Below are 12,531 nucleotides of genomic sequence, written 5' to 3'. Positions count from 1 at the left end.
GCGCTCATTTGGCGCCTCCGGCGCGTGCCCGGCCGCCGGCGGCCGGGCACGGCGCACGGCGAGCAGCAGCAGGACGGTGGAGAGGGCGACGGCCGCCCAGACGGCGACGGCGAGCGCGTTCACGGCGTCCGCCCGGTCAGGAAGCGGGCCCAGCGCGCGAACCGGCCCCGCGGCCGCGCCCCCGCCCGCTCCCGCCACCAGGCGGTGAGCCGGCGCCGCGCGGCCGGGTCGGCGGGCAGGTCCCGTACGAGGAGGTGCTCGGCGAAGTCCAGCGCGTCGCGGCGGTACCCGGCCGTCATCGGGCGGCCGCGGGCGTAGCCGAGGAACGCGGTGCGGAACGCGGCCGGACCGCCCAGGATCCCGGGCAGCTCCGGCGCGACCTTCGCGACCACCGAGGCCCGTTTGGCGGCCAGCGCCCGCGCCTGCACCCGGACGCGCTGCCGGTCGAAGCCCTCCGGTACGGGCGTCCCGGCGACCAGCGCCGACAGCAGGGCCGCCTGCTCCAGAGCCAGCCGGGTCCGCGCGGCCTCACCGGCCGGGCCGGGGCCCTCCTCGCGCAGGACCACCCGCTCCCGCACCGCCCCCGGCGGCCCGCCCGCGTCCACCACCGCCCGGATCCGCGCCACTTCGGCGGCCAGCTCCGCCTCGGGCGGGAAGTCGTCGTCCCGCTCCAGCAGGACCCCGGGCGGGTCCACCCGCTCGCGCAGCCGGGCCAGTACGTCGAGCACCACCGGCGGCACGGGGTGCGCGTGGGTGTCGTGCCAGACGCCGTCGCGCTCCACGCCCCCGGCCACGTGCACGTACGCCAGCGCCTCCAGCGGGACCGAGTCCAGCACGGCGGCCGGGTCCTCGCCGCGGTTGACGCGGTTGGTGTGCAGGTTCGCCACGTCGATGAGCAGCCGCACCCCGGTCCGCTCGACGAGCTCCGTCAGGAACTGCCCCTCTGTCAGCTCCTCCCCGGGCCACGACACCAGAGCGGCGATGTTCTCCAGCGCCAGCGGCACGGGCAGCGCGTCCTGCGCGATCCGCACGTTCTCGCAGAGCACGGCCAGCGCGTCCCGGGTCCGGGGCACCGGCAGCAGGTGCCCGGCCTCCAGCAGCGGCGAGGACGTGCGCACGAAGGCGATGTGCTCGGTGACCAGCGGCGCCCCCAGCTCCACCGCCCGCTCCCCGAGCGCCGCCAGCTTCGCCGGGTCGGGCCGGTCGGCACCGCCCAGGCCCAGCGAGACCCCGTGCGGGACGACGCGGACCCCCCGCTCGCGCAACCGCACCAGGGACTCGGGCAGGTGGCCCGGACAGACGTTCTCCGCCACCACCTCGACCCAGTCCAGGCCGTCCAGCCGCTCGACCGCGTCCGCGATCTCCGGCCGCCAGCCGATGCCCACCCCCAGGCGTTCCATGGGCTTCATGTCCCCCTCGCCCCCTTTATGCGGACCGTATGCCGAAGTGATGGCCCCGGCACGGGCCGGCCAACCACCAGTGGGGGACGTTCAGAGCAACATTTGAGGTTCCGGGGCCGCGGTCAGGACCTCCCGCCCCACCAGGCGGATCCGCCCCGCCGGTTCAGAGCCGGGCGCGCAGGGCCGGGTGGTCCGAGACCACCGTGCAGGAGCCCGGGGCGATCTCCGTGAAGCCGGCGTCGCGGACCACCGGCAGCCCGCTGCCGCTCAGCCGCGCCCACCGCTCGCGCGGGGCCGTGCGCACCGCCAGCCGGAAGCCGGAGGCCTGCCACAGGGCGCGCTCGGCCGCCGTCAGCTCCCACCAGGCCAGCTGCGCCGCGTGGCCCGCCTGGGCCATCGCCTTGCCGGCCGACATGTCCAGGTCCGGGTTGAGCCACAGCACCGGGATCCCCGGCTCGACCGGGCCCGCCGGCTCCGGGTCGTCGAGGTCGGTGCCCGACACCTGGAGCTTGGCCAGCTCCTTGGGCCAGCCGTCCAGGGGGACCGGCGGGAAGACCCGGACCTCCGCGGCCCGCCCCTCGACCGTGACACCGGGGAGGGTCCCGGCCTTGCGCCACTCCGCCCCGCGCGCCCGCCGGACCACCTTGCGGATCCGCGCGTCCTGCCAGTCGCGCACCGCCCGCGCCCACTCGCCCTCGCCGTGCGACCGTTCGTCCGTCAGCAGCACCAGCACCGCACGGGCCGCCGTCTCCAGCGCGTCGGTCCGCGCCGGCGGTCCGTCCTTCTCGATCCGCACCACCAGCGGCAGGACGAACTGCGGGGCCTCGTCGCGCAGCGCGTGCTCGCGCCGGAAGGGGCTGTCCGCGCCGACCGCGGGTACGTCTGTGGTCTCGTTCACGTGCTGGCTGCTCATCCTGCCAAGCATGCCAGCCTCCGCCTTCAGGATGATGTCCCGGGTGGGCGGAGCGGGTGAGGATCGGGTCCATGAAGAGCGACCTTTTCGCGAGTGAGAACCTCGTACAGCCCGCCACCGCACCGGGTATGACCCTGCAGAACGCCAAGTCCGTGAAGTACGCGGTGAACGGGGAGATGCTCGCCCGCCAGGGGTCGATGGTCGCCTTCCGCGGCAACCTCCAGTTCGAGCGCAAGGGCCAGGGCATAGGCGGGATGCTCAAGCGGGCCGTCACCGGCGAGGGGCTCGCGCTGATGTCCGTACGCGGCCAGGGCGAGGCGTGGTTCGCGCACCAGGCCGGCAACTGCTTCATCATCGACTTCGAGCCCGGCGACGCCCTGACGATCAACGGGCGCAACGTGCTGTGCTTCGACCCGACGCTGTCCTACGAGATCCGGATGGTCAAGGGCGCCGGGATGACCGGCGGCGGGCTCTTCAACAGCCTCTTCACCGGTACCGGCAAGCTCGCCGTGGTCTGCGACGGCAACCCGATCATCATCCCGGTCACCGGCCGGGCGCCGGTGTACGTGGACACGGACGCGGTCGTCGGCTGGAGCGCGGCGCTGGAGACCGGGCTGCACCGCTCCCAGTCCGTCGGCTCCATGATCCGCGGCGGCTCCGGCGAGGCCGTCCAGCTGAAGCTGAGCGGCGAGGGCTTCGTCATCGTCCGGCCCAGCGAGCTCACCGAGACGGCGGCGGCGCACTGAAGCTCACCGGTGTGGGCCGCCGCTACGGAAGGCGGCGGCCCTGGGTACTGCGCGGGGTCACGGCCGAGCTGCCGGCCGGCGCCCTGGTCCGCGTCGAGGGCGGCAACGGCGGCGGCAAGTCCACCCTGCTGCGGATCGTCGCGGGCATCGACACGCCGACCGAGGGCCGGATCGAGGGCCGCCCGGCCCGCACCGCCTACGTCCCCGAACGCTTCCCGGCGGCCCTGCCGCTCACGGCCGGCGCCTACTTGACCCACCTCGGCCGGGTGCACGGCCTGACGGGCGCCCAGGCGGCCCGGCGGGCGGCCGAGGGGCTGGAGCGGTTCGGCGCCGCCGCGTACGCCCGCACCCCGATGGCCGAACTGTCCAAGGGCACCAGCCAGAAGGTGGCCGTCGCCCAGGCACTGCTCGCCGGGCCGGGCCTGCTCGTCCTCGACGAGGCCTGGACCGGGCTGGACGCGCCCGCCCGGGCGGAACTGGACCGGGCCGTCGCCGAACGCACCGCCGCCGGGGCCACGGTCGTCTTCGTCGACCACGACCCGGCCCGGCTGGCCGGCCTGCCCGACGCCCACTACCGGGTGCGCGGCGGCGCCCTGGAGGACGCGGCCGCGGCCGCGGCCGCGCACCCGGGCCCGCGCCCGCACGCCGTACGGATCCACGCGGCCGGCCCGCCCGGCGCCGCCCCGCCCCCGGGCCTGGCCGCCGCGGCCGCACCCGCCCCCGACGGCGGCGTCCTGCTGACCGTGGACGCCGCCCGCTCCGACGCCGTTCTGCGCGAGCTGCTCACCGCCGGCCCGCCCTGGCACATCCGCGCCGTGGAGGAACTCCCGTGACCGTCCCCGCCCTGCTGCGCTACCAGGGCGCCCTGCTGCTGCGCTCCCAGCACTGGATCGGCCCGCTCGTCCTGTACGCGGCGTTCGTCGCGGTCGGCGTCCGCTCCGGCGACCCGGCGCTCGACGCCCTCGGCTACACGGCGGCCGGCCTGGTGCCGATGAGCGCCTGGCTGGTCCGGGTCTGCGTCACCGCCGAACCCCCGGCGGCCCGCGCCGTGTCCGCCGCCGCGGCCGGTCCGGTACGGGTGCACGCCGCGGCCCTGCTGACCGCGCTGGCCGGGACGCTGCTCGCCGGGGCGGCGGGCGCGGCCTACGCCCTGCTGGCCTGCGACCTCACGTACCAGCCCGCGGCCGGTACGGCCCTCGCCGGAGCGGTGGCGCTGGCGGTGTGCGCCCTGACGGGGACGGCCGTGGGCGCGGTGTGCAGCCGGCCGCTGCTCCGCGGGCGGGGCCGCGCCGTCCTGGCCGGGGGCGTGGGCTCGCTGCTGGCCTGGGTGGCGGCCTTCTCCCCGGCCCGCAGCGCGGTGTCCGCCCTGGTCGGGTCGGCCCGCGCGGGCACCGCGCCGCTGCCGCTCGGCGCGCTGGCGGGGGCGGTGCTGCTGGCCGGGGCGGCGGGCGCGGTGGCCTGCCTGGTCAGCACGCGGCGGAGCTGACCGGGCGGGCTGGAGCCCCCGGGTGGAGGAACGTTACTTCCCCATCAGCTCCGACACCTTGACGAAGCGGAATCCCCGCTTTCGCAGCTCCGGGACGATCTTCTGGATCGCCTGCTCGGTCACCGGGGCCGCGCTGCGCGTGCAGTGCATGACCACCACCGACCCGGGCTTCACCCCGGCCAGCACCTGCTCCGCCACCGCGTCGGGGTCCTTGGCGAAGGCGTCCCCGCTGACCACGTCCCACTGCACGGCCGTGACCTTCGCCGGGGCCAGGGCCCTCAGCGCCCGGTCGTCGTAGCAGCCGCCGGGGAAGCGGAAGTACGGGACGGTGTTGACCGCGCCCGCCTTCCCGAACGCCGCGAAGGCCCGCTCCACGTCGGCCCGCGCGGCGTCGCCGTCGAGTGCGGGGAGCCCGTAGCAGGGGGACTTGAAGGCGTGGTGGCTGTACGAGTGGTTGGCGATCTCGAAGTTCGGGTCCGTGCCGATGGCCTTGGCCTGGTCGGGGTACTCCTCGGCCCAGCGTCCGGTCATGAAGACGGTCGACGGCACCTTCAGCCGGCGCAGGGTGTCGATCAGGTCGGGGTTGTCGAAGCGTTCCCCCGAGGCGGCGCGCGGTCCCTGGTCGGAGGTCATGTCGGCGTCGAAGGTGAGTGCCACCGTCTTCTCGGAGCGCTGCCGGGTCCGCTCGAAGACGGGGGTCAGGCCGTTCGCGCCGGGGGTCAGGACCGGGACCTTGGCGGGCGCGCCGGGCAGCGGGGAGGCGGAGGCGGAGGGGGACGCGGGGGCGGAGGGGGAGGCCTGGGCGGACGCGGTGGCCGGGCCGGAGGCCGCGGGACTGGCCAGGCGGGCCTGCCCGGCGCCCTGCGGGGGGCCCGAGGCGCCGCTCCCGCATCCCGCCAGGGCGGCGCCGAGCACGGCCACTGCCGCTACTTTGCGTACAGAAAGGGTCACGTACGCAAAATATATGACTATGTGGCAAGCAGGCGTTTGCGGCACTCCTGGACGTCGAAGTCACCCGGCGGGTACTGCGGCCCGATCGCCTCCAGATGTTCCAGCAGCAGCTTTCCGACGGCCCAGTTCCGGTACCACTTGCGGTCCGCGGGGACCACGTACCAGGGCGCCGCCTCCGTGGAGCAGCGCTCCAGCGCCAGCTCGTACGCCTCCCGGTACGCGGGCCACAGCTCGCGGTCCTCCAGGTCGCCCGGGCTGAACTTCCAGTGCTTGCGCGGGTCGTCGAGCCGCGCGAGGAGCCGCTCGCGCTGCTCCTCCCGGCCGATGTGCAGGAAGACCTTCACCAGGGTCACGCCGTCGTCGGCGAGGGCCTTCTCGAAGGAGTTGATCTGCGCGTACCGCCGCTCCACCCGGTCGGCCGGCACCAGCTCGCGCACCCGGGCCACGAGCACGTCCTCGTAGTGCGAACGGTCGAAGATGCCGATCTCGCCGGGCTCGGGGAGGGCCTTCTCGATCCGCCAGAGGAAGGAGTGGGCGCGCTCCTCGCGGGTGGGGGCCTTGAAGGCCCTGATCCGGCAGCCGGACGGGTTGAACTGGCCGATCACGTGCTTGACCGTGCCGCCCTTGCCGCTGGTGTCCATGCCCTGGAGGACGAGCAGCAGCCTGCGCCGGTCCCCGGCGGTGCTGGCCGCGTACAGCCGCTCCTGGAGGGAGGCCAGCGGCTGGGCCATCCGGGCGACGGCCTCGGCCCCGGCCGCCTTGCCGGACGGCCCGCCCGGGGTGGCGGAGGTGTCCCGCTCCGCGAGGGGGACCCGCTCCCCGGGCGGCACCCGCAGCAGCGGCGCGAGCGCCGGGCCGTCCGCTCCCTCGCGGGGCTCCCCGGCACCGGCACCCCGGGCGCCGCCGTCCTTCTTCCGCTTCCCGGCCACTGCCGTCCACCCCGATCCGCTCGGTTCCGTACGATCGTGCAGCACATCGGACGGCGGCGCGAGACGGCCGCTGCCCGGCCGGCGGGTCACCGCCAGGGGCCGGTGACCGCGAACGTGGTGCCCGGCGCGTAGGCGTTGACGTACATCGTCCGCGCGTCGGGGGAGAAGGTGACCCCGGCGAACTCCCCCCACTCCGGAGCCCCGGCGGTGCCGATGTCGTCCGCGTTGCGGGCCACCGGGTAGACCTCCCCGCCCGGGGTGACCCCGAAGACGTACTGGTCGCCGCCGCCGTCCTCGCACACCATCAGCCCCCCGTCGGGGGCCAGGCAGATGTTGTCGGGGGAGTCCCCGGGCAGGGCGGTGTCCGCCGACGGGCCGAAGAGCACCTCCAGCCGGAGCCGGCCGCGCACCGGGTCGTGGAACCACACCTGCCCGTGGTGGTCGGCGGCGGCCCCCTCGCGGCCGCGGGCGTAGCTGGAGACGAAGTACACGCCGGTGCCTCCCCAGTAGCAGCCCTCCAGCTTCTGCGCGTGGGTGATGCCGCGCGGCCCGAAGTCCTGGAAGCGGACCGGCGTCACGGCCGCCGCGGGGTCCGGTACGGGGACCCACTCGACCGGGAACTCCGCCCCCGGCTCGTCCACCGCCGACAGGTCCGCCACCCCGGGCACCCGCATCGCCTCCAGCAGGCCGCCCGCCCGCAGGGAGCCGGGCCCGCCGAGCGGCCGCGCGGGCAGGAACCGGCAGAAGAGCCCGAAGGGCTTCACGAACGCGTCCTCGGTCTCGTAGACCACCCCCCGGTACGGGTCCACGGCGACGGCCTCGTGCGCGAAGCGGCCCAGCGCGGTCAGCGGGACGGCACCGAGCCGGTGCGGGTCGGCCGGGTCCACCTCGAAGACGTACCCGTGGTCCCGGGAGTACCCGGAGTCGCCGGCCCGGTCCTCGGTCTCCTCGCAGCTCAGCCAGGTGTTCCAGGGGGTGCGCCCGCCCGCGCAGTTGACCGCGGTCCCGGCGAGGCCGACCCGCTCGGCGCGCACCGCGCCCGCCCCGTCCAGCTCCAGCACCGTGCAGCCGCCCAGCGCCCCGGGGTCGTACGTGAGCCCGTCCACGGCGGGGACGCGCAGTGCGGCGGTGGCGCGGTTCTCGTGGTTGCGGACCAGGCGGAGCCGGCCGCCGCCCGCGCCGAAGGCGGCCATGCCGTCGCAGTTGGCCGGCACCGTGCCCTCGCCCGAGCGCAGCGGGTCCCCGGCGCGCGAGAGGACCCGGTACGAGAAACCCGCGGGCAGGTCCAGCAGTCCGGCCGGGTCGGGCAGCAGCGGCCCGTACCCGCGGGCGGAGGCGCGTGCCCCGCCGGGGGCGAACAGAGCTCCGAGGGCTCCGCTGAAGGCGACCGCGCCGGCCGCGAGCAGGCTGCGTCGGGTGACGGACATCGGCAACTCCCCGCTGGGCCAATGGAGATGTGACCGGCCCGTGGTACCACGCCGGGCGTCCGGGTTCCGCGCGACGCGTGCGGGCACTCGCCCCCGTCACCCCACCGGGCCCCGGCGCGGCGTGCGCGCGGGGCCCGGCGGTGACGAGAAGGGAGGGGATCAGGCGAGCTTGGCGCTCAGGGTGATCGTCGTACCCGTCAGGGCCTGGCTGACCGGGCAGTTCTTCTTGGCGCCCTCGGCGGCGGCGACGAAGGCGTCGTTGTCGATGCCCGGCACCTCGCCCTCCACGGTCAGGTGGATGCCGGTGATGCCCTCACCGGGCTGGAAGGTGACGTCGGCCTTGGTCTCCAGGCGGGTGGGAGGGGTGCCGGCGCCGGCGAGGCCGTGGGAGAGGGCCATCGAGAAGCAGCTGGAGTGGGCGGCTGCGATCAGCTCCTCGGGGCTGGTCTTGCCGTTGGCGGCCTCGGCGCGGGAGGGCCAGGAGACGTCGAAGGTGCCCTTGCCGGAGGAGTCGAGGGTCACCTGACCCTTGCCCTCGAGCAGGTTGCCTTCCCAGACGGTGTGCGCGTGACGCGTGGTGGCCATGGTGGTCCCTTCGCAGAAGTGGAAACGGCCGGGCCGCGAGAAGCGACCCGGCCGTGCCAAACCTACTGGGAGACCAGGGGTTTCGCGTCACGCGCGAGCGCGGTGAGCCGCGATATGGCTCGGAAGTACTTCTTCCGATAACCGCCGTTGAGCATGTCGTCACTGAACAGCCGGTCGAAGGGCACCCCGGAGGCCAGCACCGGGACCTCGCGGTCGTACAGCCGGTCGGCGAGCACCACCAGGCGCAGCGCCGTCGACTGGTCCGGCACGGGGACGACGTCGGTCAGGCAGACGGCCGCTATTCCGTCCGTCAGCGCCCCGTAGCGGCTCGGGTGGACCTTCGCCAGGTGGTCCAGCAGGCCCGGGAAGTCGTCGAGGCTCGCGCCCGGGGTCGCGTACGCGGCCTTGGCGACCTGCTCGTCGGAGAAGGGCGCGGGGGCTTCGGGCAGGCCGCGGTGGCGGTAGTCCTGGCCGTCGATGCGCAGCGGCCGGAAGTGGGCGGAGAGCCCCTGGATCTCGCGCAGGAAGTCGGCGGCGGCGAAGCGGCCCTCGCCGAGCTTGCCGGGCAGCGTGTTGGAGGTGGCGGCCAGCGCCACGCCCTGCTCGACGAGGCGGCTGAGCAGGGAGGAGACCAGCACGGTGTCGCCCGGGTCGTCGAGCTCGAACTCGTCGATGCACAGCAGCCGGTGCCCGCCCAGGGTCTGCACGGTCTGCTGGAAGCCGAGCGCGCCGACCAGGTTCGTGAGCTCCACGAAGGTGCCGAAGGCCTTGAGCGCGGGCTCGGCCGGGGTGGCGTGCCAGAGGGAGGCGAGGAGGTGGGTCTTGCCGACGCCGTAGCCGCCGTCGAGGTAGACCCCGCGCGGGCCGGCGGCCGGGGCGGGTGCCTTCTTCCGGAACCACCCGCGCTTGCCGGCGCCGCTGGCGTGGGCGCCGCCCAGACCGGCGGCGAAGCCGCTGAGCACCTGGACCGCCTCGGCCTGGCTCGGCTGCGTCGGGTCGGGGTTGTAGGTGTCGAAGCGCACCGAGTCGAAGCGGGGCGGCGGGACCATCTCGGCCACCAGCCGTTCGGCCGGCACGCGCGGCTCGCGGGCGCACAGGGCGAGTGGGCCCGCGTCGGCTATGGGGGGCTGCCCGGAGGCAGGACCGGAGGTGGAGAGAGATGTCGACACAGCTCTCAACTCTACGGGGCGTGTCACACTGCACCGATGCGACGCCTGTTCCCTGTGACCGATCAGACATCCGCCGCTCCCGGGGGCCCGGCCGACGGTGTGTGGCCGTCCGGCGACCGGGAGTGGTCGCTCGACGAACTCGCCGACGCCTACGCGTACCCGGAGCTGGCCCCGGGCGCCCACTGGCTGCGGGCCAACATGGTGTCCACCCTCGACGGCGCGGCCCAGCACGACGGGCGCTCCCAGCCCATCTCGGGCGAGACCGACATGCGGATCTTCGGGACCCTGCGGGCCCTGGCCGACGTGGTGGTCGTGGGGGCGGAAACGGTTCGCCAGGAGGGGTACCGCCCGGCGCGGGCCCGGGAGGCCTTCGCGGCCCGGCGCGCGGCCGCGGGGCAGGGTCCCGCCCCGGCCATCGCGGTGGTGACCGCGAGCCTGGACCTGGACTTCACCCTGCCCCTGTTCACCTCGCCGCTGGTCCCCACCCTGGTGGTCACCGGGGCCGGGGCCCCCTCCGACCGGGTGGCCGCGGCCGCCGCGGCCGGAGCGGAGGTCGTGGTGGCGGGCGAGGGGGCCGGCGCGGACCCGGAGCGGGCGGTGCGCGAGCTGGCCGCCCGGGGGCTGCGGCGGCAGCTGACCGAGGGCGGGCCCCGGCTGCTGGGGCAGTTCGTGGCGGCCGACGTCCTGGACGAGCTGTGCCTGACGATCTCCCCGACGCTCACGGCGGGCGGCGCCCAGCGGATCTCCGGCGGGCCCTCCGTCGCGGTGCCGCACCGGCTCGCGCCCGCCTGTGTACTGGAGGAGGCCGGGTTCCTGTTCACCAGCTACCGTCGGATCTGACAAGGAGCGGAATTTCTCGTTCCGCTTAGCTTCCGACGGGCACATACCTGGGCACACATACTCGCGAGGCCCCGCGCGCCGGCGGGGCAGGATGGTTTCCGCAGGGGCCGGCCGACCGGCCTCGGCCCATGAAGGAGAGGGCGTCCGTGTTCACGAGCGTATTGATGATCGAGCAGCCGCTGACCACGGTGGACGTGGACTTCGTCACCACCCTGCACGGAGACGACCCGGTCTCCTTCTTCGTCCTCATGCAACCCAGGGGTGACCAGGACCGGCTGCTCCGCGCCATCGACGACGTGGCGCTCGGCGAGCTGCCCGAGGCCCTCCACGAGGCCGACGTGCCCGAGGGCGAGGCCGCCCGCGGGCCCGCCGCACAGGCGCTCGAACACTCGCTCGCCGCCCTGCGCGCCAAGGGCGCCAAGGCCGTCGGCCAGATCGTCGAGGACCACCCGCTCGACAAACTGAAGGCCGTCGTCGACGAGACCGCGGCCGACGAGGTGATCGTCCTGACCGCCCCCCACCTGGTCGAGGAGTTCTTCCACCGCGACTGGGCCTCCCGCGCCCGGCACAAAGTGGAGGTTCCGGTGCTCAAGCTCTTCGCCCACAACGAATAGGCTGGGGCGGACACACCCCCGGGCCCACCCCGGCGGGCCCCCGCACTCGATCCTGGAGCGACCTGAATGAAGCCCGGCCTGCCGACCGCGATGGAACGGCCCCACTTCATCGGCATCGGCGGCGCCGGCATGTCCGGCATCGCGAAGATCCTCGCCCAGCGCGGCGCGCAGGTGGCCGGCAGCGACTCCCGTGACTCCGAGACCGCCCAGGCGCTGCGCGCCCACGGGGCCACGGTCCACATCGGGCACGCCGCCGGCCACCTCGCCACCGACGCCACCTGCGTCGTCGTCTCCAGCGCCATCCGCGCCGACAACCCCGAGCTGGCCCGCGCCGCCGAGCTCGGCATCCCCGTCGTGCACCGCTCGGACGCCCTCGCCTCCGTCATGGACGGCCTGCGCCCGATCGCCGTCGCCGGCACCCACGGCAAGACCACCACCACCTCGATGCTGGCCGTCGCGCTCAGCGCCCTGGGCCTGGACCCCTCCTACGCCATCGGCGGCGACCTGGACGCCCCCGGCTCCAACGCCCACCACGGCGAGGGCGACGTCTTCGTCGCCGAGGCGGACGAGAGCGACCGCAGCTTCCACAAGTACACCCCGCAGGTCGCGATCATCCTCAACGCCGAGCTCGACCACCACGCGAACTACGCGTCGATGGACGAGATCTACGAGTCCTTCGAGACCTTCGTCGGCAAGATCGTCCCCGGCGGCACACTCGTCGTCGCCCACGGCCAGGAAGGCGCCGCCGAGATCGCCGGCCGCGTCAGCGGCAACCCCGAGCTGACCGTCAAGACCTACGGCGAGGACGAGGGCGCCGACGTCCGGATCCTCAAGATCACCCCCCGCGGCCTGACCAGCGAGGTCGCCGTCGTGATGGACGGCCGCGAGATCGTCTTCACCGTCTCCGTCCCCGGCCGCCACTACGCCCACAACGCCGTCGCCGCCCTCACCGCCGGCGCCGCCCTCGGCATCCCGGCCGACGACCTCGCCGCCGCCCTCGGCAAGTACACCGGCGTCAAGCGCCGCCTCCAGCTCAAGGGCGAGGCCGCCGGCGTCCAGGTCATCGACTCCTACGCGCACCACCCCACCGAGATGAACGCCGACCTGGAGGCCATCCGCGGCGCCGCCGGGGACTCCCGCATCCTGGTCGTCTTCCAGCCCCACCTCTTCTCCCGCACCCAGGAACTGGGCAAGGAGATGGGCCAGGCCCTCGCCCTGGCCGACGCCTCCGTGGTCCTCGACATCTACCCGGCCCGCGAGGACCCGATCCCCGGCGTCACCAGCGAGCTGATCATCTCCGCCGCCCGCACCGCGGGCGCCGACGTCGCCGCCGAGCACGACAAGGCCGCCGTCGCCGACGTCATCGCGGGAATGGCCAAGCCCGGCGATCTCGTTCTCACGATGGGCGCCGGCGACGTCACGGATCTGGGACCGCAGATCCTCGCCCGCCTGTCGAACTGAGGGAGCGGGA

At 74.9% G+C, this 12,531-nt stretch carries 13 protein-coding genes; 6 read left to right on the top strand and 7 right to left on the bottom strand.

The annotated features are described in order from the left end of the window. Positions 1 to 119 precede the first annotated feature (119 nt). Both ACQKM2_RS32295 and ACQKM2_RS32290 read right to left on the bottom strand, forming a co-directional pair. Positions 120 to 1,409: a DUF692 domain-containing protein gene (locus ACQKM2_RS32295; protein WP_427716071.1), complete on the bottom strand. Its 1,290-nt coding sequence runs from the start codon at positions 1,407 to 1,409 to the stop codon at positions 120 to 122. Between the two features lie 154 nt (positions 1,410 to 1,563). Beyond that, positions 1,564 to 2,313 (bottom strand): aminoacyl-tRNA hydrolase, encoded by a 750-nt coding sequence (locus tag ACQKM2_RS32290; RefSeq protein WP_427716069.1) that lies wholly within the window; start codon positions 2,311 to 2,313, stop codon positions 1,564 to 1,566. Positions 2,314 to 2,384: 71 nt separating this feature from the next. Between ACQKM2_RS32290 and ACQKM2_RS32285 the strand changes: the two genes are divergently transcribed. From ACQKM2_RS32285 to ACQKM2_RS32275, 3 genes are read left to right on the top strand one after another with little or no spacing between them, the layout of a single operon-like run. After that, on the top strand, positions 2,385 to 3,059 hold the full coding sequence (locus tag ACQKM2_RS32285; RefSeq protein WP_427716068.1) for an AIM24 family protein: 675 nt from the start codon (positions 2,385 to 2,387) through the stop codon (positions 3,057 to 3,059). Beyond that, positions 3,056 to 3,892: an ATP-binding cassette domain-containing protein gene (locus ACQKM2_RS32280; RefSeq protein WP_427716088.1), complete on the top strand. Its 837-nt coding sequence runs from the start codon at positions 3,056 to 3,058 to the stop codon at positions 3,890 to 3,892. Before ACQKM2_RS32285 ends, ACQKM2_RS32280 begins: the two co-directional genes overlap by 4 nt. After that, positions 3,889 to 4,545 (top strand): ABC transporter, encoded by a 657-nt coding sequence (locus ACQKM2_RS32275; RefSeq protein WP_427716066.1) that lies wholly within the window; start codon positions 3,889 to 3,891, stop codon positions 4,543 to 4,545. The genes ACQKM2_RS32280 and ACQKM2_RS32275 overlap by 4 nt, the downstream gene beginning before the upstream one ends. 33 nt (positions 4,546 to 4,578) lie before the next feature. Here the strand turns inward: ACQKM2_RS32275 and ACQKM2_RS32270 are convergent, their stop codons facing one another. The 5 genes from ACQKM2_RS32270 to zapE form a co-directional block, all read right to left on the bottom strand. Further along, positions 4,579 to 5,496, bottom strand: coding sequence for a polysaccharide deacetylase family protein (locus ACQKM2_RS32270; RefSeq protein ID WP_427716063.1), 918 nt, complete (start codon positions 5,494 to 5,496; stop codon positions 4,579 to 4,581). Between the two features lie 17 nt (positions 5,497 to 5,513). Continuing rightward, positions 5,514 to 6,425 (bottom strand): polyphosphate kinase 2 family protein, encoded by a 912-nt coding sequence (locus ACQKM2_RS32265; RefSeq protein ID WP_427716061.1) that lies wholly within the window; start codon positions 6,423 to 6,425, stop codon positions 5,514 to 5,516. 86 nt (positions 6,426 to 6,511) lie between these two features. Then, a complete protein-coding gene (locus tag ACQKM2_RS32260; protein ID WP_427716060.1) occupies positions 6,512 to 7,852 on the bottom strand; it encodes an alkaline phosphatase PhoX in 1,341 nt (446 codons plus the stop codon). A gap of 159 nt (positions 7,853 to 8,011) precedes the next feature. Next, positions 8,012 to 8,437, bottom strand: a complete 426-nt coding sequence (locus ACQKM2_RS32255) for an OsmC family protein (RefSeq protein WP_427716058.1) — start codon at positions 8,435 to 8,437, stop codon at positions 8,012 to 8,014. 62 nt (positions 8,438 to 8,499) lie between these two features. Then, positions 8,500 to 9,606, bottom strand: a complete 1,107-nt coding sequence (zapE, locus tag ACQKM2_RS32250; protein ID WP_427716055.1) for a cell division protein ZapE — start codon at positions 9,604 to 9,606, stop codon at positions 8,500 to 8,502. A 36-nt stretch (positions 9,607 to 9,642) separates the two neighbouring features. Here zapE and ACQKM2_RS32245 point away from each other — a divergent pair, with 36 nt between their 5' ends. The 3 genes from ACQKM2_RS32245 to murC all read left to right on the top strand — a co-directional run bounded on the left by ACQKM2_RS32245 (position 9,643) and on the right by murC (position 12,521). Beyond that, complete coding sequence (locus tag ACQKM2_RS32245; protein ID WP_427716053.1) at positions 9,643 to 10,446, top strand: pyrimidine reductase family protein; 804 nt, start codon at positions 9,643 to 9,645, stop codon at positions 10,444 to 10,446. A gap of 146 nt (positions 10,447 to 10,592) precedes the next feature. Further along, positions 10,593 to 11,060 carry an indole-3-glycerol phosphate synthase gene (locus ACQKM2_RS32240; protein ID WP_427716051.1) on the top strand — a complete coding sequence of 156 codons (468 nt, stop codon included), beginning with the start codon at positions 10,593 to 10,595 and terminating at the stop codon, positions 11,058 to 11,060. Between the two features lie 66 nt (positions 11,061 to 11,126). Next, on the top strand, positions 11,127 to 12,521 hold the full coding sequence (murC, locus tag ACQKM2_RS32235) for a UDP-N-acetylmuramate--L-alanine ligase (protein ID WP_427716049.1): 1,395 nt from the start codon (positions 11,127 to 11,129) through the stop codon (positions 12,519 to 12,521). The last annotated feature ends 10 nt before the right edge of the window (positions 12,522 to 12,531 follow it).

Source organism: Streptomyces sp. NPDC004126 (assembly GCF_050275515.1).
Lineage (GTDB): Bacteria > Actinomycetota > Actinomycetes > Streptomycetales > Streptomycetaceae > Streptomyces.
This window is presented reverse-complemented; position numbering and strand designations above follow the sequence as displayed.